This window comes from Pseudomonas sp. JAI111, from assembly GCF_024809425.1.
Classification (GTDB): domain Bacteria; phylum Pseudomonadota; class Gammaproteobacteria; order Pseudomonadales; family Pseudomonadaceae; genus Aquipseudomonas.
On record NZ_JANUCB010000007.1, the window covers coordinates 84,434 to 107,984 of the forward strand.

Annotated in this window: 24 protein-coding genes; 10 read left to right on the forward strand and 14 right to left on the reverse strand. The window is 59.7% G+C overall.

Annotated elements, in window-relative coordinates:
- Positions 1 to 133: 133 nt before the first annotated feature.
- The 3 genes from HNR03_RS21115 to HNR03_RS21125 form a co-directional block, all read right to left on the reverse strand.
- Positions 134 to 1,147 carry an AI-2E family transporter gene (locus HNR03_RS21115; RefSeq protein WP_259155583.1) on the reverse strand — a complete coding sequence of 338 codons (1,014 nt, stop codon included), beginning with the start codon at positions 1,145 to 1,147 and terminating at the stop codon, positions 134 to 136.
- Positions 1,148 to 1,376: 229 nt separating this feature from the next.
- Complete coding sequence (locus tag HNR03_RS21120; RefSeq protein WP_222589569.1) at positions 1,377 to 1,682, reverse strand: PsiF family protein; 306 nt, start codon at positions 1,680 to 1,682, stop codon at positions 1,377 to 1,379.
- A gap of 64 nt (positions 1,683 to 1,746) precedes the next feature.
- Positions 1,747 to 2,541: a helix-turn-helix transcriptional regulator gene (locus tag HNR03_RS21125; protein ID WP_222589568.1), complete on the reverse strand. Its 795-nt coding sequence runs from the start codon at positions 2,539 to 2,541 to the stop codon at positions 1,747 to 1,749.
- Between the two features lie 96 nt (positions 2,542 to 2,637).
- Here HNR03_RS21125 and HNR03_RS21130 point away from each other — a divergent pair, with 96 nt between their 5' ends.
- The gene (locus HNR03_RS21130; protein WP_259155585.1) at positions 2,638 to 3,525 is read left to right on the forward strand and encodes a DMT family transporter; all 888 of its coding nucleotides are present in this window, start codon (positions 2,638 to 2,640) and stop codon (positions 3,523 to 3,525) included.
- A gap of 87 nt (positions 3,526 to 3,612) precedes the next feature.
- Here HNR03_RS21130 and HNR03_RS21135 read toward each other — a convergent pair whose 3' ends face one another.
- The 3 genes from HNR03_RS21135 to HNR03_RS21145 form a co-directional block, all read right to left on the reverse strand.
- Entirely contained in the window at positions 3,613 to 4,503 is an 891-nt protein-coding gene (locus HNR03_RS21135; RefSeq protein ID WP_222589566.1) for a triacylglycerol lipase, read from the reverse strand.
- Between the two features lie 109 nt (positions 4,504 to 4,612).
- Positions 4,613 to 4,918, reverse strand: coding sequence for a multidrug efflux SMR transporter (locus tag HNR03_RS21140; protein WP_109627739.1), 306 nt, complete (start codon positions 4,916 to 4,918; stop codon positions 4,613 to 4,615).
- Positions 4,919 to 5,557: an FMN-dependent NADH-azoreductase gene (locus tag HNR03_RS21145; protein WP_259155586.1), complete on the reverse strand. Its 639-nt coding sequence runs from the start codon at positions 5,555 to 5,557 to the stop codon at positions 4,919 to 4,921.
- Between the two features lie 124 nt (positions 5,558 to 5,681).
- Here HNR03_RS21145 and HNR03_RS21150 point away from each other — a divergent pair, with 124 nt between their 5' ends.
- Together HNR03_RS21150 and HNR03_RS21155 are read left to right on the forward strand one after the other, a co-directional pair.
- Positions 5,682 to 6,584, forward strand: a complete 903-nt coding sequence (locus HNR03_RS21150; RefSeq protein WP_259155587.1) for a LysR substrate-binding domain-containing protein — start codon at positions 5,682 to 5,684, stop codon at positions 6,582 to 6,584.
- 127 nt (positions 6,585 to 6,711) lie between these two features.
- Positions 6,712 to 7,242 carry a bacterioferritin gene (locus HNR03_RS21155; protein ID WP_222589562.1) on the forward strand — a complete coding sequence of 177 codons (531 nt, stop codon included), beginning with the start codon at positions 6,712 to 6,714 and terminating at the stop codon, positions 7,240 to 7,242.
- 111 nt (positions 7,243 to 7,353) lie between these two features.
- Here the strand turns inward: HNR03_RS21155 and HNR03_RS21160 are convergent, their stop codons facing one another.
- The gene (locus HNR03_RS21160) at positions 7,354 to 9,429 is read right to left on the reverse strand and encodes an AsmA family protein (protein ID WP_259155588.1); all 2,076 of its coding nucleotides are present in this window, start codon (positions 9,427 to 9,429) and stop codon (positions 7,354 to 7,356) included.
- A gap of 385 nt (positions 9,430 to 9,814) precedes the next feature.
- Between HNR03_RS21160 and HNR03_RS21165 the strand changes: the two genes are divergently transcribed.
- The 7 genes from HNR03_RS21165 (at position 9,815) to HNR03_RS21195 (ending at position 15,004) form a co-directional block, all read left to right on the forward strand.
- Positions 9,815 to 10,285, forward strand: coding sequence for a hypothetical protein (locus tag HNR03_RS21165; protein ID WP_222589560.1), 471 nt, complete (start codon positions 9,815 to 9,817; stop codon positions 10,283 to 10,285).
- A 170-nt stretch (positions 10,286 to 10,455) separates the two neighbouring features.
- Positions 10,456 to 11,088: a TetR family transcriptional regulator gene (locus tag HNR03_RS21170; RefSeq protein WP_010464134.1), complete on the forward strand. Its 633-nt coding sequence runs from the start codon at positions 10,456 to 10,458 to the stop codon at positions 11,086 to 11,088.
- A 202-nt stretch (positions 11,089 to 11,290) separates the two neighbouring features.
- Positions 11,291 to 11,791, forward strand: a complete 501-nt coding sequence (gene ureE, locus HNR03_RS21175; RefSeq protein WP_259155589.1) for an urease accessory protein UreE — start codon at positions 11,291 to 11,293, stop codon at positions 11,789 to 11,791.
- Complete coding sequence (locus tag HNR03_RS21180) at positions 11,788 to 12,462, forward strand: urease accessory protein UreF (protein WP_259155590.1); 675 nt, start codon at positions 11,788 to 11,790, stop codon at positions 12,460 to 12,462. Before ureE ends, HNR03_RS21180 begins: the two co-directional genes overlap by 4 nt.
- A gap of 23 nt (positions 12,463 to 12,485) precedes the next feature.
- A complete protein-coding gene (ureG, locus tag HNR03_RS21185) occupies positions 12,486 to 13,100 on the forward strand; it encodes an urease accessory protein UreG (protein ID WP_007947546.1) in 615 nt (204 codons plus the stop codon).
- A gap of 29 nt (positions 13,101 to 13,129) precedes the next feature.
- Entirely contained in the window at positions 13,130 to 13,702 is a 573-nt protein-coding gene (locus HNR03_RS21190) for a HupE/UreJ family protein (protein ID WP_222589557.1), read from the forward strand.
- Positions 13,703 to 13,876: 174 nt separating this feature from the next.
- The gene (locus HNR03_RS21195) at positions 13,877 to 15,004 is read left to right on the forward strand and encodes an AGE family epimerase/isomerase (protein ID WP_259155592.1); all 1,128 of its coding nucleotides are present in this window, start codon (positions 13,877 to 13,879) and stop codon (positions 15,002 to 15,004) included.
- A 92-nt stretch (positions 15,005 to 15,096) separates the two neighbouring features.
- On the opposite strand, the gene HNR03_RS21200 is transcribed toward HNR03_RS21195, so the two are convergent.
- The 7 genes from HNR03_RS21200 to HNR03_RS21230 all read right to left on the reverse strand — a co-directional run bounded on the left by HNR03_RS21200 (position 15,097) and on the right by HNR03_RS21230 (position 23,434).
- Positions 15,097 to 15,864, reverse strand: coding sequence for an SDR family oxidoreductase (locus tag HNR03_RS21200; protein WP_222589555.1), 768 nt, complete (start codon positions 15,862 to 15,864; stop codon positions 15,097 to 15,099).
- Between the two features lie 834 nt (positions 15,865 to 16,698).
- Positions 16,699 to 17,415 (reverse strand): ABC transporter ATP-binding protein, encoded by a 717-nt coding sequence (locus HNR03_RS21205; RefSeq protein ID WP_222589554.1) that lies wholly within the window; start codon positions 17,413 to 17,415, stop codon positions 16,699 to 16,701.
- Entirely contained in the window at positions 17,412 to 18,287 is an 876-nt protein-coding gene (locus HNR03_RS21210; RefSeq protein ID WP_222589553.1) for an ABC transporter ATP-binding protein, read from the reverse strand. Before HNR03_RS21210 ends, HNR03_RS21205 begins: the two co-directional genes overlap by 4 nt.
- On the reverse strand, positions 18,284 to 19,567 hold the full coding sequence (gene livM, locus HNR03_RS21215; protein ID WP_222589552.1) for a high-affinity branched-chain amino acid ABC transporter permease LivM: 1,284 nt from the start codon (positions 19,565 to 19,567) through the stop codon (positions 18,284 to 18,286). Before livM ends, HNR03_RS21210 begins: the two co-directional genes overlap by 4 nt.
- Positions 19,568 to 19,570: 3 nt before the next feature.
- A complete protein-coding gene (locus HNR03_RS21220) occupies positions 19,571 to 20,485 on the reverse strand; it encodes an ABC transporter permease subunit (protein ID WP_027921961.1) in 915 nt (304 codons plus the stop codon).
- Positions 20,486 to 20,651: 166 nt separating this feature from the next.
- Entirely contained in the window at positions 20,652 to 21,785 is a 1,134-nt protein-coding gene (locus tag HNR03_RS21225) for a branched-chain amino acid ABC transporter substrate-binding protein (protein ID WP_208670311.1), read from the reverse strand.
- A 365-nt stretch (positions 21,786 to 22,150) separates the two neighbouring features.
- Positions 22,151 to 23,434: an FAD-binding oxidoreductase gene (locus HNR03_RS21230; protein ID WP_259155593.1), complete on the reverse strand. Its 1,284-nt coding sequence runs from the start codon at positions 23,432 to 23,434 to the stop codon at positions 22,151 to 22,153.
- Positions 23,435 to 23,551: the final 117 nt, after the last annotated feature.

Genomic DNA, 23,551 nt, shown 5'->3' on the forward strand with positions numbered 1-23,551 from the left:
AACCCTGTAAAGATCGTTCCCACGCTCTGCGTGGGAATGCCGCCATGGACGCTCTGCGTCCGCTGTCAAAACTGTGACGCGGAGCGTCACGGGATGCATTCCCACGCAGAGCGTGGGAACGATCGGGTCTCTATCAAACCATCCCGATCAGCCTCAATTCGCTCTTCAGATACGCGTAATAAATCGGCCCCGCCACCACGCCCGGCAGGCCGAACGCGGCCTCGAACACCAGCATCGCCAGCAGCAACTCCCACGACTTGGCTCTGATCTGCCCGCCGACGATGCGCGCGTTGAGGAAGTATTCGAGCTTGTGGATAAAAATCAGATAACCCAATGCCGCCACGGCGACCCAGATCGACAGCGACAAGCCGACGATGGTGATCAGCGTGTTTGACATCAGGTTGCCAATGACCGGCAGCAAGCCAAGCAGGAAGGTCAGCACGATCAGGGTTTTGGTCAGCGGCAACTTGATCCCGAACAGGGGCAAGACCACCACCAGGAAAATCGCGGTAAAAAAGGTGTTGAGCAGGGAAATCTTGATCTGGGCAAACACGATATTACGAAACGCCTGGACCACCAGGTGCAGGCGATCGAACAGCGCGGCAGCCAGTGGTTTGCGCTTGGTCACGTCCGGTGCGCGCTGCAAGGCGATGATCGCGCCCAGCACCATGCCGATCAGCAACGTCACAAACATGTGCGCTGCGTCCTTGCCCACCAATTGCAACTCGCTCAGGTGCTTGCTCATCCACTCGCCGATGGCCACGCGGAATTCGGCGGCACTGGCCGGAAGATAGGCATCGATGAACGGTGGCAGTTGCCCCCGTGCACGGTCGACCACGTGCATGAATTTATCGAGGGAAGCGCCGGGGTTTTCCGCCTCGTGCAGTAGAAAACTGATGGCACCGGCAAAGATCAGCGCCAGCACACTGACCACTAACGTCCCCAGCAACGCCACCGCCAGCCAGCGTGCGCGCCGACCTTCGATCAATCGCTGCAGTTGCGGGGTGAGCATGTTGACCAGTTCGAACACCAACAACCCGGCCAGCAGGCTGGGCAGCAATCGCAGCGGGATCACCAGTAGCAAGCCACCAAAGATGATGATCCAACTGATAAGCAGCAAGACGTGACGTTGAGAAAACGTTGGCATACAGCCTCAAAACGAACGGCGTAAAAGGATTGGCAGTCTGCCAGCGTTCCGGTGCCAGCACTAGGGATTGTGTGGGTCGACCTTGGTCGGGAGCCCAGCGGTTTTTTTACAACGCCCATTCCGGCCCCATCGCGAGCAGGCTCGCTCCCACAGTGGGTCTGTGTTCACCGCACCAATGTGGGAGCGAGCTTGCTCGCGACGGGGCCACCCTACATCTTCCAGCCAATGTTTATTTTTTCTTCAGGCAATCACTCATGAACGCCTTGCGCGCATCACCTTTCAGCGCTTTGGTGGTGGCATCGGCATTACAGGTTTTCATCTTTTCTTGCTGAGGTGTAAGGGTTTTGGCGTCGTTGGCGGCCGGCGCGGCTTTGAGGCAGGTGCTCATGAAGGCTTTGCGTTCATCGCCCTTGAGGCTTTTTGCGGTGGCGTCGGCGTTGCAGGTGGTCATCTTGTTCTGTTGTTCAGTGGCGGCGAAGCCTTGGGCGCAGAGCAGTAAACCGATCATCAACAAAGGGACACGCAACATCTTCATGGAGTTTTCTCCTTGTTGCCGCACCGAGGGGTGCGGCCTCATCCAGCAGTGTAGACAACCCCTGTTACACCTTCCTGCTTTCAAGGTGGCTGCGTCGATACTGCTCAGGTGTGCAGCCGGCCTGACGTTGAAACATCGCGATGAACGCCGAGCCGGTGCTGTAGCCCATGTCGAAGGCGATTTCCTGAATGCTGCGTTGACTGTCCAGCGCTTCGATCGCCGCCAGAAAACGCAAACGTTGCCGCCACTCGCCAAAACTCATGCCCAGCTCGCGAACACATTGCCGCGCCAGGGTGCGCTCGCTGACATGGATTTGCGCCGCCCAGTCTGCCAAGGGCCGGTTATCGCCCGGCTCGGCCTGCAAGGCTTCCAGTATCCCGAGTAATCCCGAGCTGCTGGCGTAGGGCAAATAGCACTCGTGGATGGGCGCCTGTTGCAGCTGATCCACCAGCACCTGGGCCAGGCGTTTGTCCGCCTCGTGCTCGGGCACCTTGACGTCGCGGGCGGCGAAGTCCTTGAGGATCGCCTTGAGAATGTCGCTGATCGCCAGCGTGCAGGCCTGGGGCGGCAGATCGCGACACAACAGCGGATCCAGGCAGACTGCGCGATAGTTGATCGGCTGGTTGCTGTAGAAACTGTGCTCGGTCTGTGGCGGCACCCACACCGCGTATTGCGGCGGCGACATGAAACGGCTGCCGCCGATTTCCATGTGCAGCACGCCGTGGGCCGAATACTCCAGCGTGCCCCACGGATGACGGTGCGCCGAGGCAAAACGGTGCGCATCGAAATCGGCGTAGCGAAAGTAGACCGGCGCTGGCAATTCGCTGAAATCCAGCAGGTCGATGTGTTTACTGTTCATGCTGTCCGTCATCAGGGGCAGGTTGTCTGGATCGAAGTATAGGCTTGTATCCAGACAAGGGATAATTGCCCCTCATTAACGCTCTGGTTTTCTCTGATGCAATACGCTTATCCGCTGCTGGCCATTTTCATCTGGGCTGGTAATACCGTGATCACCAAAATGTCGGCCGGGGCGATCTTCCCCGCCGAGATTGGTTTCTATCGCTGGCTGCTGGCCGGGGTGCTGTTCACGCCGTTCATGCTCAATCCGGTGATCGCCCATTGGCCGTCGATCCGCCCGAACCTCGGCAAAATCTTCATCCTCGGTGTGCTCGGGATGGCGGTCTATCAGAGCCTGGCGTACTTCGCCGCGAGCCTGACCTCGGCCACCAACATGGGAATCATCCTGTCGCTGATGCCATTGATGTCGCTGGCCATGGCGATTGTCAGCCTTGGCCAACGCCTGACGGCGGGGGCGCTGGCCGGTGCAGTGTTGTCGTTTGCCGGCGTGCTGGTGGTGGTGTCGTCCGGCAGCCTCGGCGTACTGCTTGAACACGGGATAAACCTGGGCGATGCAATGATGCTGATCGCCACCCTGGCCTACGCGATCTACAGCACGCTGCTGAAAAAATGGCAGCTGCGCCTGCCGCCGCTGGTATTGCTGTATATGCAGGTGCTGGTGGCGGTGGTGGTGCTGTTTCCGCTGTTTATGGCTTCACCGAAGACTGGCCTGACTCTGCAGAATATTCCGCTGGTGTTGTACGCCTGCCTGCTGGCCTCGATGATCGCGCCGTTGGCGTGGATGCAGGCCGTGGTGCGCCTGGGGCCAAGCCGGACCACGCTGTTTTTCAATCTGCTGCCGTTGATCACCGCGCTGATTGCAGCGCTGGTGCTGCATGAGCAGCTGGCGCTGTATCACTTGGTGGGCGGGGTGTTGACGCTGGGTGGGGTGATACTGTCGGAGCGTTGGACCACCGTGTTAGGCCGCAAGATTTGCGTTGCCTGACCTGACGCCATCGCGAGCAGGCTCACTCCCACAGGACATGCACTCAACTGCGGGAGCGAGCCTGCTCGCGATGAACGATAACGCGATCTAGACCCCTGCCGCTTTCAGCCGGGCGGCATGCTCGACAAACAATCGCACCGGATCAGCCCCTTTGCCCACCAGTCCCAGCGACTGATTGACGATGTCGAAGTGATCCAGCGGATATTCATCGCCAATCACCGTCCCCAGGTGCGAGCTGTAGCGCCCGACCATTCCGTCGCAATGCCCGGTTTCGCGCACAAAGGTTCTGGCAAACAAGCGACAGCTGCGATTTGTCCCGTCGAACAGGTTACCGCCGCGATCGGTCTTGCCCGGCTGCAACGTCCCCGACCATGAGTAATAGCGCACGCCATTGACCTCTTCCGGCCCCTGCCCGCCCCAGGTTTCAGGCAGGCCCTGTGGATAACGCTGGTTGAACAGCGCCACGCCCTTACTAGTCAGCGCCTGATGCGAAGCCGGGATATCCACAGGCAGTTTCGGCCCGCGATATCCGGTATCCAGCAGGCTCATCAACGCACCGACCCAGCGCAGCAAGACGCTGAGCACACGCCCCCTGAAGCTGTTTTCCGGGTAGTGTTTTTCCAGGTAATCGGCAAGCTCGGAGCCATGATTCGGCCCGGCCACCGAGGTCACGGAGGCCACGCGATCCGGGCGTTTGGCGGCCGCATAACGCGCCGTCAGCGAGCCTTGGCTATGCCCGATCAGGTTGACCTTTTCAGCCCCGGTCTCGCGCAGGATCTCCTCGATCCGCGCCAGCAACTGCTCGCCACGCACCTCACTGGAATTGAGCGGCGAGACCTGCACCGCAAACACGATCGCTCCGCCCCGGCGCAATGCCGAAATGATCCCGTACCAATACGGATAGAACACCAGGCGGATGAATCCGAGCATCCCCGGGACCAACACCAACGGGTAGCGCGTAGCGGAACCTTGCGACATGGGTGAACGTCCTTGTGATCGGAGAGATGAGGCAAGGCGCGATGCAAGACGTCAGCCAAGCATCGTCACCCAAGATGACAACTCGACGACCAGTCTATGACATCCCGCCTCACTTCAGCCCCACCACGCCCGCCACGATCAACCCCACCGACACCAGTTTGAGCGCCGTGAGGCTTTCGCCCAGCAGCGCAAAGCCCAGAAACACCGTGCCCAGTGAGCCGATGGCGGTCCAGATCGGGTAGGCGATGCTCACCGGCAACTCGCGCATGGCCAGGGTCAGGAAGTAAATCCCGCCCACTGCGGCGACCACCGTGATCAGTGACGGCCACAGCCGGGTGAAGCCTTCCGCGTACTTCATGCCCATGGCGAAGGTGACTTCAAACCCGGCGGCGATCAGCAAAAACAGCCAGGCCATCTAGAACTCCCTGGCCAGCGCGAGCAAACGCTGTTCGGCCTCCGCCGCCGAAAGCTCGAAGGTGCGCGCGGCGGACTCCTCGCCCTCGGCGGCGACCACGGTGATGTCGCTGATGCCGATGAATCCCAATGCCGTACGCAGCAACGGGTCGGCATGGTTCATCGCCTCCAGCTCGCCACCCGGGCCGAAGCCGAACCCGCCACGGCTGGTGACGATCAGGGCTTTCTTGCCCTGCACCAACGGCTCGTACTGGGCGACGCCGTTGTCCAGGGTGTGATTGAAGGTCAACCCGAGCCGCACAATCTGATCGATCCAGGCCTTGAGGCCACTGGGCACGCTGAAATTGTGCATCGGCGTGGAGATCACCAGCAGATCGTGGCCCAGCAACTCAGCGACCAGTTCATCACTGAACGCCAGGTCGGCTTGCATCGACAACGGTCGCGCATGGGGCTCGGGGTAAAACGCTGCGGCGACAAACGCTTCGTTCACCGGTGGAATCAATGCCCGACCGACTTCGCGACGCGTCAGCTGCGATTGAGGATTACGTGCCTGCCAGGCAGCCAGAAAAACCTCGGCCAGACGCCGGGAGTGGGAACGTTCACCGCGAGGGCTGGCGTGAACAGCAAGAATCTTACTCATCTGAATCTCCTTGAGGGCTAAACTCGAACTGCTGTGTGATTCGCAGCTTGAAGCTCGTGAATGCACCTCTTCAAATGAGCAGAAATCAGTCTGGATGAATTAATTTCATCCGTGGAGTGTTCCCATGTTTGCCTCGTTGCCGCTGACCGCCCTGCGCGCCTTCGAATCCGCCTCGCGCCTGCTGAGCTTCAAGGCTGCCGCCGAAGAACTCTCGGTGACGCCGACGGCGGTGTCCCACCAGATTCGTTCGCTGGAGAACTGGCTCGGCGTGCCGCTATTCGAACGGCTGCCACGGCAAGTGCGCCTAACCGATGGCGGCGAACGGCTATTTCGCAGCTTGCACGGCGCGTTGCTGGAAGTGGCGCAAAGCGTCGACACCCTGCGTCCGCAACGCAGCGGCACGAGCCTGACGATTTCCACCACCGCCGCCTTCGCGGCGCTGTGGCTGGTGCCACGACTGGGACGGTTTTACGCACGCCATCCGACTATCAACGTTCGGCTCGATACCCATTGCGAGGTTATCGATTTGCATCAGGACGCCAGCGTCGATCTGGTGGTGCGTTACAGCCTGGATGACTATCCGAACCTGTATGGGTTGTGCCTGTTCGATGAGTCCTTCGGCGTTTACGGCTCGCCCGAGCAGGTGGCCCTGGCCGCTGGCCGGGCACCGACGCTGATCAGCGTGCACTGGCACAACTCCAAGCTGTACGCCCACGGTTGGGAGGCCTGGTGCGCGCAATCCGCTGAGACTTGGCTGACGGGGCAACCGGCGGTCCGTGAATACGACGAAGAGCATTACGCCCTGCAAGCGGCGATCGCCGGGCAAGGGCTGGTGCTGGCGAGCAATATTCTGGTGTCGCAAAGCGTGGCCAGTGGTTTGCTGGTGCCTTATCGCGGCGAGATCCAGGTCGATGGCGCCGGCTACAGTGCGCTGTGCGTGCCCGGGCGTGAACGGCATCCGCCGGTGCGGGCATTTTTTGCGTGGTTGCGCGAAGAGGCGTTGCTGTCGGGGCTGGCACTGGCGTGATCGTCTCGGTCACGGCTTGCGATTGCCAAATTACATAAAACTTTTCGCCGCGCCCGTCACTCACACTTTAGGCAGCGATCACTTCCCCAGAAGGTGACGCAAACCGGATTAGCCTCAGGAGAACGAGATGAGCGACATGCATTTGTCTGATGTAACCACTCTTCGCGAACGTGCCCGCAAGAACGTCGAGAATGGTGCGGTGACCGAAAGCTACAGCGCCGACCGCGAAGAAGTCCTGCGCCTGCTCAATGAATCGCTGGCCACCGAACTGGTCTGCGTGTTGCGCTACAAGCGCCACTACTTCATGGCCAGCGGCTTGAAAGCCAACGTTGCCGCCGACGAGTTCCTCGAACACGCCACACAGGAAGCCGAGCACGCCGACCGACTGGCCGAGCGCATCGTGCAACTGGGTGGCGAGCCTGAATTCAACCCTGACCTTCTGTCGAAAAACTCCCACGCTCAATACGTGGCCGGTAATTCACTCAAGGAAATGGTGTACGAGGACCTGGTGGCCGAACGCATCGCCATCGACAGCTATCGCGAGATCATTCAGTACATTGGCGATAAAGACCCGACAACCCGGCGCATCTTCGAAGACATCCTGGCCCAGGAAGAAGAGCATGCCGATGACATGGCCGACATCCTGAAAGATCTGTAGCGCCTGTCAGATCGCCATCGCGGGCAAGCCCGCTCCCACAATTGAACTGTGTTTACAGAACCAATGTGGGAGCGGGCTTGCCCGCGATGGCGTCTTCATAGACGCCGCAAATTACTTGGTAGGCTTAACCGTCACAGGCGCCTTGCCCGCCTTCATCTGCTCCAGCAACGGCGCACACTGGTTCGGCTCTCCACCACTGGGCGCCACCAACGCCAACAACCCGGCCGCCGGTGCCGCGATCACGCCCAGCGCCACCATCCCCGCCCCGCGCAACATCAGCGGCACCGCCTTCACGCCGGCATCGGGCTTGATGAACTTGCCCCGCACATACAGCGGCGAGCGCAGTGAAATCAATCGCCAGCCCTTGGACTCCGGGGTGATGGTCAGGTCCAGTTGCTCTGTGGCCATGTTCGCCGTGCCGTCGATATAGATGATCGCGTTCTCGGTATCGAACACGAACAACCGCGTGGTCGCCAACCCGGACTTGATGTCGAAGTCGGACGCCGCGCAATTGATCTTCACTTCCTTGTCGCCAAAGATCTTGCCCACCACGTAGTTGCCGACGTTGAGCCCCGCCAGCTCCATCAGCTCACGGCTGATGGCGCCATCGTTGATCAGCATCTTCAGAGTGCCGTTGGCGCTGCCCAGCAGCTTGGCCACCGAATTGCCACGACCGGTGATGTCGGCATCGCCATTCAGCTCACCGAAGCTGGTTTTCATCGGTTCGAAGGTGGGGAACAACTGCTTGAGCTTGAACTTGCGCGCGGTGAGTTTGGCCCGGCCTTCCAGGGGCTCAGTGCGGCCATTGAGGCGAATCTGCGCATCGAGGTTGCCGCCCGCCACTCCGAAACGCAGGGGTTCGAGGCTGAGGACACCGTCAGTGAGCACCAGGTGAGTGTAGAGATCGTTGAACGGCAGCTTTTCGCTGTGGACGATGCGTTTGCCGGTGAATTCAACGTCGGCGTCCATGTCGCGCCAGCGTTCGGTCTTGAACTCCTCGACCGGCAACACCTTGTCCGCCGGCTGTTTGCTTTCGCCACCCCGGGCTTTTTGCTTGGCGTTGGAATCGGCGCCGATCAGCGGCGCAAGGTCGGCGAACAGCAGTTGATTGGACAGCAACGAGCCACTGAGCTTGGGTCGCGGCTGGCTGGCGACATAGGCCAGGCTGCCATGAATGTCGCTGCCGCCGATCTTGCCGTTGAACTCTTCATAACGGAACACTGCGCCGCCCGCGTCGTGCAGCTTGGCAATCAAATGCCCGTCGGTCTCGTACGGCGGCGTAGCCGGCAGGGTTACGCCGGTCAGCGGGTAGAGCGTGCTCAGGCTGGCGCCGGCCAGTTTCAGGCGCAGGTCCAGGGCACCGAGGTTCAGCGGATCGGTCAGCGTGCCGGCCAGTTCGACGCTGGTGTCGGCAATTTTTACCTGGGCCTGTAGGGGGAACGGCTTGGCGGCGTCTTGCAACGCCAGCAATCCGCCGATCTTGCCTTCGCCCGCGAGTTTCTGGTCGTGGTATTGGCCTTTGACCTTGAGGGCAAATGCGTAGTCCTGCGGGGCCGCACCTTTTTCCAGCGCGGCTTTCGCGGCTTTGTCGCCGACGATATCGCTGAACGGAATGGGTTTGCCCAGCGGATCAATGATCAAGTCGAGCTGAGTCTTGAGATTTTGGTCGTCGAGGGTGACGTGGCCTTTGTCGAAACCGATAGCACCGATATCCACCACCCAACTTGAAGGTGCGGCGTTCGGGTCTTTGGGGTCGAATTTGAACGTCCAGTTGGCACGTCCGTCGGCCAGACGCTGCAGGTCCGCACTGGGTTCGGTCAGGTCAATGCGCGGGATCACCACCCGCTGCGCCAGCAGTGCCAAGGGTGAAATGCGCAGTTCGACGCGTTTGAGCGTGACCATCTGCGGCTTCTTCGACCAGTCGGGGTTGCCCAGGCTCAGGTCTTCGGCCACCACATGCGGCCATGGCACCCAGGACCGCCAACCGCCCTCGTCGGGTTCGCGCCGCCAGACCACCGCCAGGTTGCCGTTGATGGCGAAAGGACGATGCAACTCATCAGAGACTTTGGCATTAAGGGACGGTTTGATGCGGTTCCAATCAAAGAACACGATGATCAGAACCAGGACCGCCAGCAACACAACCAGACTGGCGAAGGTCCAGGCAACTATTTTACGAGTGCGCGTCATTGCACAGGGCTCCTGATACGACTGAGCGCCCTGACTGCGACGCGTATGTGAAACGTTAGGCCGGAACCGGCCTGCCATGGAATCTACGACTGAAAAACGGCCCGCAGGTTTAACAGAAAAGTCGATTAATCCTCAAATAATCGGCCAGGGAGAGACTGCGCCCGAATCCAGCGTTACCGCCCCGCACTTTCGTGCGGCACGAGTGAGTCGAAAATACCCACCTCAGTGCAAAAACGGTCGCCGGAAACGCCCGTTCTAGAGCGCTTCAGTGGAACAATCAATTCCGTTGATTATTACCATTGCGTTTATGAACTTTTATATCGACTTATCGAGAGTAGCATTGCCCTCGTACCCACTTTATCGCCCTCCCAAGGAGCACCCCATCATGAAACGCCAATTACTGCTTAGCCTGTCACTCTCACTGCTAGCCAGCACCGCTTTTGCCCTGCCAGCCGCTGACCAAGCTACCCCACAAGTCAAAACCAGCTACTCGGTATTCAGCCAAACCGTCGCTGCCGATGGCTCCGAGCGCACTCCACAAGGTCAAACCCTGGCCGAAGGCGGTAACGATCGCCTGAAAGAAAAAGGCCTGATCACTCAAGACGGTTCTGATCGCACCCCACAAGGCCAAACCCTGGCTGCTGACGGTTCAGAGCGCACTCCACAAGGTCAAACCCTGGCTGAAGGCGGTTCCGATCGCACTCCACAAGGCCAAACCCTCGCTGAAGGCGGTTCCGATCGCACTCCACAAGGTCAAACCCTTGCTGAAGGTGGTTCTGATCGCACCCCACAAGGCCAAACCCTCGCCGAAGGTGGTGGTGACCGTGTAATCGAACGCAACAGCGCCTTGAGCTAAGCCCATGGCGGCCCTGAAAAAAAGCCCAATCACCGGATTGGGCTTTTGACTTTTACAGAAGCTGCATTTCCCCGCCTGATCCTCCGATAGTTGCCCCCGATAGTCGTTCGACGCCACCGAAGCCGATTTGCTAGAGTGCGTCGCTGTCTTGTCCAGAAAACACTTTTGCGATGCTGCCCCGCGCCGAACAGAAACAACAAACCCGCAACGCCTTGATGGACGCTGCCCGTCACCTGATGGAATGTGGCCGCGGATTCGGCAGCCTGAGCCTGCGCGAAGTGGCGAAAACCGCCGGGATCGTGCCCACCGGTTTCTACCGGCATTTCGCCGATATGGACGAACTGGGCCTGGTGCTGGTGAGCGAAGTCGGCCAGACCTTCCGTGAAACCATTCGCCTGGTGCGCCATAACGAATTTGTCATGGGCGGCATTATCGACGCTTCGGTACGAATCTTCCTCGACGTGGTCTCGGCCAATCGCTCGCAGTTCCTGTTTCTGGCCCGCGAGCAATATGGCGGCTCACTGCCGGTGCGTCAGGCCATTGGACGTTTGCGCGAAGACATCAGCTCCGACCTGGCCGCAGACCTTTCCTTGATGCCAAAACTACAGCACCTGGACATCGCCGGCCTCAGCGTCATGGCAGATCTGATTGTTAAAAGTGTGTTTGCGACCCTGCCGGATATCATAGATCCACCGGCTGAGGCTTTGCCTGAGCACCTGACGCCACAGGCAAAAATCACTCAGCAACTGCGCTTCATCTTCATCGGCCTCAAGCATTGGCAAGGTCTCGGCAGCACCGAGTAAAACTTAGGGAGCAGGCTCGCTCCCACAAAAAACCCTCAAGGCATCAATTTGGTGCCACTCAAAAACCCCTGCACCATTCTGGCTCAAAATCCTGCAACATCCTGAAACACCCACTAAGCTCCGACGGGTATTTCCTACGTATCGTCTGATTGGCAAGCCCCTTGCTCTAGCCTGAGCATTGTCCATTGCTGGAAGCCTTCCGATGCTGGTGATTCATCGCAGAATCGACCCTCAACCCGTCTGGGCCGCCGAGTTGTACCTGAACTTCGAAGCCCGGAGCAAAAGCCGTTTGCGCTGTTTCAGTGCCGAGGGCGAAGACGTCGGGTTGTTTTTGGAGCGCGGTCAGCCACCGCTGTATGACGGTGAATGCCTGCAAGCCGAAGACGGTCGTGTCGTACGCGTCTGCGCCCGCCCCGAACAACTGCTGCACGTCACCTGTGCCAACGCCTTCGAACTGACTCGCGCCGCCTATCACCTGGGCAATCGCCACGTGGCCTTGCAAGTCGGCGATGGCTGGTTGCGACTGCTCGACGATTACGTGCTCAAAGCCATGCTCGAACAGCTCGAAGCCAAGGTCGAGAACATCGAAGCCCCGTTCCAGCCGGAACACGGCGCCTATGGCGGCGGCCATCACCATTCCCGCCACGGCGACGAAGACTTCAACTACCCGCCGAAACTGCACCAGTTCGGCGTGCGTTCATGAACCCAGCCTGGGCGCTGCTGCGTCTGGCCAGCCCGCAGCTGCCGATTGGCGGCTACAGCTATTCCCAGGGCCTGGAAATGGCGGTGGATAACGGCCGGGTCAATGATGCGGCCAGCGCACGTCGCTGGATCAGCGATCAACTGCTGCTCAACCTCGCCCGTTTCGAAGCGCCGCTGCTGCTTGCTCATTGCACCGCCGCCGCAGAAGAGAACTGGGACGAGTTGCTGCAACGCTGCGAAGAACATCGCACCAGCCGGGAAACCCGTGAACTGCATCAGGAAAGTCGGCAAATGGGCTATTCCCTGCAGCAGTTGCTCAACGGTTTGCCGGAACTCGATGGTCCGGCCCGCGCCTTTCTCGAACAACGTCCCGAGCCTCACCTGGCCCTCGGCTGGGCGCTGGCAGCTCGCGCCTGGCAGATCAGACCGCAAGACGCGCTGGCCGCGTGGCTCTGGAGCTGGCTGGAAAACCAACTGGCGGTGTTGATGAAAACCCTGCCGCTGGGCCAGCAAGCCGCGCAACGCCTGACCAGTGAATTGCTGCCATTGCTGCAACAAGCCCAGCAAGACGCTACCCGAATCAATCCCGAACACTACGGCAGCGCCGCTTTCGGCCTGTCCCTGGCGTGCATGGCCCACGAGCGCCAGTACAGCCGTCTGTTCCGGTCCTAGGGCCTTTTAATTTGGAGAACCACATGAACACACAACCCCTGCGTGTCGGCATCGGCGGCCCGGTTGGCTCCGGCAAAACAGCGCTGACTCTGGCGCTGTGCCTGGCCCTGCGCGAGCGCTACAACCTGGCCGTCGTCACCAACGACATCTATACCCGCGAAGACGCCGATTTCCTGGTGCGCAACGAAGCCCTGGCGCCCGAACGCATCATCGGCGTGGAAACCGGCGGCTGCCCGCACACCGCGATCCGCGAAGACGCGTCGATCAACCTTGAAGCCGTGGATCAACTGAATCGACGCTTCCCCGGGCTGGACCTGATTCTGGTCGAGTCAGGTGGCGACAACCTCTCGGCGACCTTCAGCCCGGAACTGTCGGACCTGACCATCTACGTGATCGACGTCTCGGCCGGCGACAAGCTGCCGCGCAAGGGCGGTCCTGGCATCTGCAAATCCGATTTGCTGGTTATCAACAAAGTCGACCTCGCGCCGTTGGTGGGCGCCTCGCTTGAAATGATGGACAGCGACACCAAGCGCATGCGCAACGGCAAGCCGTTTGTTTTCAGTAACCAAAAGACCGGCCTTGGCCTGGAAGAAATCATTGCGTTCATCGAACGCCAGGGTTTGCTGACCGCCGCCTGATCGAAACTTATCAACAAGGAAGCTTATTCATGACACTCAAACGTATCCTGGGCGCCATCGCCCTGCTGCTGACCCCAGCCATCGCCTTCGCCCACCCGGGTCATGGTGATAACGGTCTGATCGCGGGCATCAGCCACCCGATCGGCGGCCTCGATCACTTGCTGGCAATGGTTGCCGTCGGTCTGTGGGCGGCGCAGCAAAAAGGCGCAGCGCGCTGGGCGCTGCCGTGCACATTCGTCGGCACCATGCTGATGGGTGGCTTGCTCGGGTTTGAAGGGCTGAACCTGCCAGCGCTGGAAAGCGGGATCGCGGCGTCGGTGCTGGCGCTGGGCCTGGCGGTTGCGTTGGCGGTGCGTCCGCCGTTGAGTGTGGCAGTGGCGGCGACGGCATTGTTTGCACTGTTCCACGGCGTGGCCCATGGCCTGGAACTGCCGGACATGTCGAGCCCTTGGGCCTATGCCGCAGGGTTTGTGGCAGCGACGGCGGCATTGCATGCCGCGGGTTACGCGGTGGTGCGAGTGTTGCCGCAAGCGGCTGCTCCGCTGGTTCGGTTGGCGGGCGCGGCTTCGGCGGCGACCGGGGTTTGGTTGCTGGCGGGCTAAGTCCCAAAGATCGTTCCCACGCTCTGCGTGGGAATGCAGCCCGGGACGCTCTGCGTCCCAGGAGCCGAACGCGGAGCGTCCGTTGAGGCATTCCCACGCGGAGCGTGGGAACGATCAATGCGTTCACTCTGCTAACATGTCGCGCAATTAACCCTGCCGTGACGACGCCAGCCAATGCCGCCTGTTTCCCGCTCCGCCTCCGCGCCTGAATTGACCGCTCTGTTTGCTTCTGTGCAACAGCATTTCCAGGAAGTGATCGTGCCGCTCTGGCAGGGCCCAGGCTGGAATGCGGACATGGCGCTGCCCTATGAAGCGCTGGACGCCGGGCATCAACCGCTGCCTCCCCAACGCTATCGGGCCATGGCCTGCGCCCGTCAGCTCTACCTTTTCTCCAGCCTGATCGGCGAGGTGCCGGCCGCCGAAGCGCGCGCCGCAGCGTTATTCCGTTCCTTGCAACAGCATTTCCATGACGCCGAACACGGTGGCTGGTTCTACAGCATCGATCCGCAAGGTGCTCCGCTGGATCTGCGCAAAGACCTCTACACCCACGCTTTCATCCTGTTCGCCTGCGCCCACTACTGGTCCAAGGTGCGCGAGCCACTGGTGGAGTCGGTGCTCAACGCGGCACTGGAAGTCATCGGCCAGCGCTTCGCGACAGGCGACGGCCTGTATGAAGCCAGCCTCGACCGTAACTGGTCGTCGCTTGCGTCCGGCCCTCTGCAAAATCCATTGATGCACCTGGCTGAAGCCTTCCTCGCGACCTTGTCGGTGCGTGAAGACATCGCCGTGCAGCGTGCGCTCGTCGAGTTATGCACAGCCATGCACAAGCGTTTCATTGACCCACAACAGAATGTGTTGATGGAGAAACCGCTGGGCGCTGTGGATAACTGGTTTGAACCGGGGCATCAGTTCGAATGGTATTTCCTGCTGGAGTCTTCGCCATTGCTGCGCGGTTGCAGACTGCACACGTCGCTGGATCGTGCATTTGCGCTCACCGAGCAATTGGGCGTAGATCCACAGACAGGCGCGGTGGCCGCCATGCTTGATCTGGACGGCTGCGCGAAGGATGCCACTCAACGCATCTGGGCTCAGGCTGAATACCTGCGCGCGCTGACCTTGCGCCCGAACAGCGAAGCCTCGGTGCTGCGCCAGTTAAAGGCGTTGCAGCAGCGTTTTTTGCATGCGGGCGGTTGGCATGAGTGTCGGGATGAGAACGGTGAAGTCAGCCGTAAGGACATGCCGTCGACGACGCCTTATCACTTGGCGACCTGCTATCAAGGGCTGGTTGACTATCTCGGTTGACTGACCGATCGCCTTCGCGAGCAAGCTCGCTCCCACAGGGATTGCGCTGAACCTGTTGAAGCGGGCTTGCTCGCGATGGCCGTTACGCGGTCTTAAGACTTGGCATTACGCTCAATCGAAAAACCAGCCCACGTCTGGCTTACCGGCATCAATTCCAGGCTATTGATGTTGATGTGCGCCGGCGCATTGAGCACCCAGAAAATGGTCTCGGCGATGTCCTGCGGCTGGATCGGTTCGGCACCGGCATAGGTCGCGTTGTAACGCTCCTGGTCACCGGCAAATCGCACCAGCGAGAACTCGCTTTCGCACAGGCCCGGCTCAATGTTGCTGACCCGCACGCCAGTGCCCTGCAAGTCGCAGCGCAGGTTCAAGGAGAACTGTTTGACGAACGCCTTGCTCGCGCCATACACGTGGCTGCCCGGGTACGGGTAGTTGCCGGCGATAGAACCCAGGTTGACGATACCGGCGCCGCGACCGTGGGCGATCAGGCGCGGCAACAGCAGACGAGTGCTGTACATCAGGCCTTTGATGTTGGTGTCGACCATGGTGTCCCAATCGTCGAGGTCGCACTTGGGCGCCGGATCAACACCCAGCGCCAGGCCGGCGTTGTTGATCAGCCCGCGCAGCTTGGCAAAGGATGGCGGCAGGTTGGCAATCGCCTCCTCCATAGCCTTGCGATCACGCACGTCTAGCACCAGGCCATGCACTTCGGTCTGCTTCGACAACTCGGCGCACAGGGCATTGAGGCGCTCTTCACGACGACCTGTCAGCACCAGCTTCCAACCCGCCTCGGCAAAACGACGGGCACAGGCTTCACCAAAACCGGAGGTCGCGCCGGTAATAAACAGGGTGTTGGACATCGTGTTCTCCTTGCTTCGGCTGATCGGCAGCCATTGGAATAGAAAATCAGCTGGCAGCATGCCCGCCCCGGCTTCTACGGGCAACCTTCGTATTGTTGTATAAAAAACAACCAACCATGGCTACGCCTTGTCGGCCGGGGCTTGTAGCCATGTACGCGCACCTTATCCACAGGCCGGTCCACAGTTTCCGGGGGCAAGTCGAAAAGCTGAAGGCCGCTATCCACAAGGCTTTGCGGGCAATTTGGAAATTTTTTTGCTTGACCCTGAACGGTCGGCTGTGTAGCCCCATGGCAATTTGCACGATTGGCGGTAAAAGCGGCGATGGCGCCAAGCCAGTAACTACGGCCCTCAGCCGAGTCTTTCCAGAGTTTAACCACAGACTTATCCACAGGCTTGATGCTCCCCTTTCAAGCCTTTTAAGCCGCCAACAAAAAGGTTGACAAAGCCAAGTCAGACTCCAGTAAAAACGCCTGATCAAAAAACAACCACATCGCTGCAAGCCACGGATTCAAAGGCTCTCAGACAGCTACTCCCACGTTATTCACAGCCAGCTCCACAGCAAACGGGGACAAGTCAAAACCGTGACAAAACAACTATTTGCAGCGGCTTTATGTCGCGCTTTGAGAGCTTGTGAATATTGTTTTCCACAATTTCCCTTTACCCCTTTTCCAATTCCCCTGTAGGAGCTGTCGAGTGAAACGAGGCCGCGATCTTTTGATCTGTTTTTTTAAAAAGCAAAGTCAAAAGATCGCAGCCTCGTTTCACTCGACAGCTCCTACAAACGGGCATAAAAAAACGCCCCGAGTTCGTCAGGGCGTTTTTGGGGTTTTACGGTTAGTGCCCGCCGAGATAAGCGTTACGCACCTCCTCGTTCACCAGCAGCTCCTTGCCGGTGCCCGTGATGCGGATCTCGCCGTTGACCATCACGTAAGCGCGGTCCGACAGCTTGAGTGCATGGTTGGCGTTCTGCTCGACCAGGAAGATGGTCATGCCGGTACTCGCCAGCTCCCGCAGGGTCGCGAAAATCTGTTTCACCACGATGGGCGCCAACCCCAGGCTCGGTTCGTCGAGCAACAATAGCTTGGGCCGACTCATCAACGCACGGGCGATGGCGAGCATTTGCTGCTCGCCGCCAGACATGGTCATCGCACGCTGGTTGCGCCGCTCTTCGAGTCGCGGAAACAACTTGAACATGCGTTGCATGTCTTCCTTGGCGTACTTGTCGCCAATCGGGATGGTGCCCATCAACAGGTTTTCCTCGACGGTCATGTCGGGGAACACGCGCCGGCCTTCAGGCGATTGAGCGATGCCGTTGGACGCGATGTAGTGGGAGGATTTGTGCGTGATGTCCACGCCCTGATAGATGATCTGCCCGTCAGCCGCCCGGGGCTGACCGAAGATCGACATCAGCAGGGTCGATTTACCGGCGCCGTTGGAACCGATCAGGCTGACAGTTTCACCTTCATTGATGTGCAGCGAGACATTCTTCAGGGCCTGGATCGGCCCGTAGAACACGTCCAGGTCCTTGAGTTCGAGGATCGGCTGACTCATAACACCACTTCCTCTTCATCAGCGCCCAGGTAGGCCGCAATCACTTTCGGATCGTTACGGATCGCATCAGGTCCGCCCTCGGCAATGACGATGCCGTGGTCCAGCACCACGATGTGGTCGGAAATGCTCATTACCATGCCCATGTCGTGTTCGATCAGCACCACGGTCAGATCATGCTCGTCGCGCAGCAGACGGATCATCGCGCTCAGCGCTTCGGTTTCCTGAGGGTTGAGACCGGCAGCCGGTTCGTCGAGGCAGATGATCTGCGGCCGGGTGCACATGGCCCGGGCGATCTCCAGACGGCGCTGTTGGCCGTAGGACAGTTCACCGGCCAGGCGGTTGGCGCAATCCACCAGGTCGACCACTTCCAGCCAGTAGAAGGCATGGTCCAGCGCATCGCTTTCGGCCTTGCGATAGGCCTTGGTGTTGAGGATGCCGGACAGCATGTTGCGGTTGACCCACATGTGTTGGGCCACCAACAGGTTTTCCAGCACCGACATTTCCTTGAACAGGCGAATGTTCTGGAAAGTACGTGCCAAGCCGGCGCGGTTGACCAGGTGGGTGCCGCCGAACATTTTGTAGAACAGGCGCGTGGCGAAAGATTTCGGCGAGACGAAATCGATTGGCTTGAAGGACTCGCCCAGCAACTGGATGACGTTGGTCCGTTCGCCACGCACATTGAGTTCGATCTTGCCGCCGGAGGCCTTGTAGAACCCCGTCAGGCAGTTGAACACCGTGGTCTTGCCGGCACCGTTGGGGCCGATCAGGGCAAAGATCGAGTTGCGGTGGACTTTCAGGCTGACATCACTCAACGCCTTGATGCCGCCGAAGTGCATCATCAGCTTCTCGACCGAGAGTACGACTTCGCTCATGGCGCTACTCCTTTACGCGGGGTCACACCGGTACGGCTGATCCGAATCAGGCCGCGCGGTCGCCAGATCATCATCAACACCATCAGCACGCCGAACAGCAACACGCGATATTCCGCGAAGCCACGCAGCAGTTCCGGGGCGACGGTCAGCACGAACGCCGCAATCACCACGCCAATGGTCGAACCCATGCCGCCGAGTACCACGATGGCGAGGATCAGGGCGGATTCGAAGAAGGTGAACGAGGTCGGGTTGACGAAGCCTTGATAGGTGGCGAAGAACACACCGGCCAAACCGGCAGTCGATGCCCCGATGGTGAACGCCGAGAGCTTGACCAGCACGTGGTTCAGGCCCATGGAGCGGCAGGCGATTTCGTCTTCACGCAAGGCTTCCCAGGCGCGACCGACCGGCATGCGGGTCAAGCGATGCTTGATGTAGAGCACAGCCAGCACGACCAGGAACAACACCGTATAGATGAAGTAGTACTTCACGTCAGGGTTGTAGGCGATGCCGAAGAACTCATGAAACGGTATGCCGCCATCCTTCGCTCTTTTGCCGAACTCAAGGCCGAAGAACGTCGGCAGCGGTGCCGGCATGCCGTTCGGACCGCCAGTCAGCGACAGCCAGTTGTTGAGGATCAGCCGGATGATTTCACCGAAGCCCAGGGTCACGATCGCCAGGTAGTCACCGTGCAGTCGCAGTACCGGGAAGCCAAGGATGCAGCCAGCCAGCCCCGCCGTGATCGCCGCCAGTGGCAGCACGGTCCAGAAACCCAGCCCCAGGTATTGATAACCGAGCGCCAGACCGTAGGCACCGATCGCATAGAACGCCACGTAACCGAGGTCGAGCAGACCGGCCAGGCCGACCACGATGTTCAGCCCCAGGCCGAGCAATACGTAGATCAGCCCGAGGATGACCACGCCCAGCAAGTAGGAGTTGGAGAAAAACGGGAACACCACGGCGATCAAAATCACCAGCGGCACGATCCAGCGCAAACGGGATTTGTAATCAGGTGGCAGTACATGAACCCCGGAGCCGGTGGTTTCAAAGCCTTCAAGGATTCTCAGGCCCTTGGGCGTTTGCAGGAACAGGCTCAGGGCAAAGCGGCCCGCCATGACGATGGCGACAATCCACGCCACTCGCTTCGGTTCCAGGTTGAAGCCGTAGCCGTCGAGGACCACGCCGACAATCGGACCGAACACTATGAGCGCTACAAGGCCGGCAAGAATCGCGTCAACCAGGCTTCTTTTGATATCAATGGTTTTTTTAGTGGTTGAAGACATCGCTTACACCTTCGACACAAGAGGACGGCCGAGCAGGCCTTGAGGCCGAAAGACCAGAACGAGAACGAGCAGCGAGAAGCTGAACACGTCTTTGTAGTCCGAGTTCACCAGGCCCGAGAACAGCGACTCGGAAATCCCGAGGATGATCCCGCCGAGCATCGCGCCAGGCAGCGAGCCGATCCCGCCGAGTACTGCCGCGGTGAACGCCTTGATCCCGATGACGAAGCCTGCGTAGAAGTCGAACGTGCCGTAGTTCATGGTGATCAGTACGCCGGCCAGGGCCGCCATCGCTGCACCGATGATGAACACGTAGGAAATCACGCGATCGGTGTTGATCCCCAGGATCGAGGCCATCTTGCGGTCTTGTTGGGTCGCGCGGCACATGCGGCCGAGCTTGGTGTACTTGATGACATAGGTCAGCAGGCCCATACCGACGAACGCAGCGACCAGGATGAAGATCTTGGTGTAGGTGAGCTGGACGAAGCCGGTCCCGACTTCAACTCGCCATGCACCGGTCAACAATGTTGGCACGCCTTGTTGGCGGGCGCCTTGGGCGATCTGTGCATAGTTTTGCAGAATCAGGGAAATACCGATGGCGCTGATCAGCGGTGCCAGTCGTGTGGAGTTACGCAGCGGTTTGTAGGCGACACGCTCGATGACCCAGCCATACACCGCCGTGACGACGATGGTGAAGACCAGTGTGCCGAGCATCAGCAGAGGGAAGGATTCAATACCGAAGTATGCCAGCAGAGCCAGACTGATCGCCGCGAGGTACGCAGAGATCATGTAAACCTCGCCATGGGCGAAGTTGATCATGCCGATGATGCCATAGACCATTGTGTAGCCGATGGCGATCAGGCCATAGACCGACCCGAGGGTCAGGCCGTTGACCAGTTGCTGCAGGAAAATACCATCCATAACGCAATCTCACGCATTTGAGAGACTGCACAGAAGCGGGTTGCTACGGACCGGGGTTCAGCCGCCGACGCAACACGGTTGTGTGCAGCTCTACGAGAAAAGACAGGTACTGCACGGACATGTTCTTTGATTGCCCGGCGCACAAGGCGCCGGGCATCAGCTCATATCACTTCTGTTTTTCCAGCTGGTGGTATTTGCCGTCCTTGTCCCACTGGTAAACCACGTAGTCGGAGACTTTCAGGTCGCCCTTGCTGTCCCAGGTCTTCTCGCCCATGACGGTTTTGACCGGGTGTGCTTTCAGCCATTTGGCAGCGTCTTCACCCTTGTTGGATTTGGCGCCGTTGAAAGCTGCAGCGAGGGTCTGGACCGAAGCGTAGGCATACAGGGTGTAGCCTTCAGGCTCGGTGCCTTTTTTGCGGAAATCGTCCACCACTGTCTTGCTGTCTGGCAGCAGGCGAGGGTCGGCGCCGAAGGTCATCAGCACGCCGTCGACGTATTGCGGGCCGCCAGCAGTGGTGACCAGTTCGTCGGTCACGATGCCGTCGTCGGACATGAATTTCACGTCCTTGAGGCCTTCGGTACGCAGCTGTTTAACCAGTGGACCGGCTTCCGGGTGCAAGCCGCCGAAGTAGACCACGTCGGCACCGGCCGCACGGATCTTGGTGACCACGGCGCTGAAGTCTTTCTCGCCACGGGTCAGGCCTTCATACAGCACCGGCGTTACGCCGCGCTTGACCAGTTGAGCCTTGGTGGCGTCTGCCAGGCCTTGGCCGTAGGTGTCCTTGTCGTGCAGTACGGCAACTTTCTTGCCCTTGAGCACGTCGACGATGTAGTCGCCGGCGACGATGCCTTGCTGGTCGTCACGCCCGCACATACGGAACATGGCGCTCAGGCCGCGTTCGGTCACTTGTGGGTTAGTAGAGCCTGGGGTGATTGCGATGATGCCCGCTTCGTCGTAGATCTCGGAGGCCGGGATGGTCGACGAGGAGCAGAAGTGACCGACCACGCCGGCAACTTTCTGGTTGGTCAGGTCCTTGGCGACCGTCACAGCCTGTTTCGGTTCGCAGGCGTCATCGCCCTTCACCAGTACGATTTTTTCCCCGTTAACGCCGCCCGCCGCGTTCACTGCGTCGGCTGCAGCCTGTGCACCCTTCATGTACTGCTCGCCAAATGCCGCGTTGGCACCTGTCATCGGACCCGCCACACCGATTTTCACATCAGCCTGTGCAAACGCAGAAACACCCAAAGCAGTTGCCACTGCGAGGGCCAGAAAGCCTTTCTTGTAAAACGTCTGGGACATGAGGTGGTGCTCCAAGGTTTTTTTTTAGTTGGCACTGCGACTTCACTGAATGCTCAGAGCAAGGGCCGTGCCATCGGTTTTTTATTCTGAGAAAAGTCGCTGCTTTATTGTTTTTTCGACTGTTTCGATCCCATTTTCATTGGGCGTGCAACCGTCTAAACCGCGGAAGGTGAAACCTTTTATTTTTAACGGCGCAACCCACGCGCGCCATCATTGCAACCGCGGCGCCAAACGACGTGCAACCAGCCTGTAACAACCAGCGTCACCGAAGTGCACACTGCTGGTGCGGTACTGCTACAACCCGCACCTTTTACAGGCTAGTCGCTGCGCGAAAAAGCGCCGCTTCAAGCAACAAATTTCAACAATCAAATAACGATCCGCAAGCACTGGCCTGCGTGATACAGCGAGAACCCGGCCTCGTACAAACAGCTGCGCAACCCCACCCCCGCCAGCGGCTGCATGGGGGCGAAGGGAATCGGCAGCGCCTGAGGATTTCCGTTACACAGATAGTCGGCAAATGCCTTACCGACCACCGTCCCCGTCGTCACACCCCGGCCGTTATAGCCAGTGACTGCCACTAAACCGGGCGCCGGTTCGAACAAACGCATCAAGTGGTCAGGGGTAAACGCAATGCAACCGGTCCACGTGCACTCCCACTCCACAGGTTTGAGGTACGGAAAGTAGTGCTGCTGAACCCGGTCGGCCCAGGCCTTGAGGAACCAGGTCGGCTTCTGGTTGCCATTGCCCAGGCTACCCAGCAGCAATCGCCCGTCCTTGTCGCGACGGATACTGCTGAGGACCTGCCGAGTGTCCCAGGAACCCTGGCCGCCGGGCAGAATCTGCTGTGCAGCCTCTTCGGTCAGCGGGACCGAGGCCACTTGGTAGTAATAACCAGGGAAGAAGTTGCGTCGAAGTTCGGTCCAGTCGCCCTCGGTGTAGGCGTTGGAAGCGATGACCACTTGCTCGGCGAGCACCGAACCCTGAGCAGTTTGCACCGACCAGCGCTGACCCTGACGTTCGAGCCGGGTGACCGCAGAATGATCGAACAGCTGGCCGCCGAGGCCGATGGCCGCTTTGGCCAGTCCGGTCGTATACGCCATCGGGTTGATCGTGCCCGCACGCCGATCAAGCAGCGCCGCAGCAATCTTTTTGGTCCCCGTCGCTTGCTCACACGCTTGCCCGGTCAACAGTTCGACCGGGGCGCCACGACGTTTCCATTGTTGTTCACGACTGCGCAGATCGGCCTCGCCACGGGCGTTATGCGCCATGTGCAGCGTGCCTTCACGGCGTAACTGGCAATCGATGTTGTATTTGTCGACCAGGCTGAACACCAGGGAAGGTGCCGCCCCCAGCATGCGGTTGAGCTGACTGCCGACCGCTTCGCCAAATCCGGCTTCGATCTCGTCTGGCGGAATCCACATGCCGGCGTTGACCAGCCCGACATTGCGTCCCGAACCGCCATGACCGGCGCGATGGGCTTCCAGCACACACACTGTCTTGCCTTGCTCCAGCAAATGTACCGCCGCCGACAGACCGGTGAAACCGGCGCCGATGACGCAGACATCGACTTTGACTTCGCCCTTGAGCGCCGCATTGTCAGGCCTTTGCGGCGTCAGTTTTTCCCACAGACACTCTTCGCGTAACGGCATTGCCAGACTCCAACAGAAACCTAACTAACCCGATCGTTCCCACGCTCTGCGTGGGAATGCCTCAATGGACGCTCTGCGTCCGCTCTTGGGACGCAGAGCGTCCCGGGCTGCATTCCC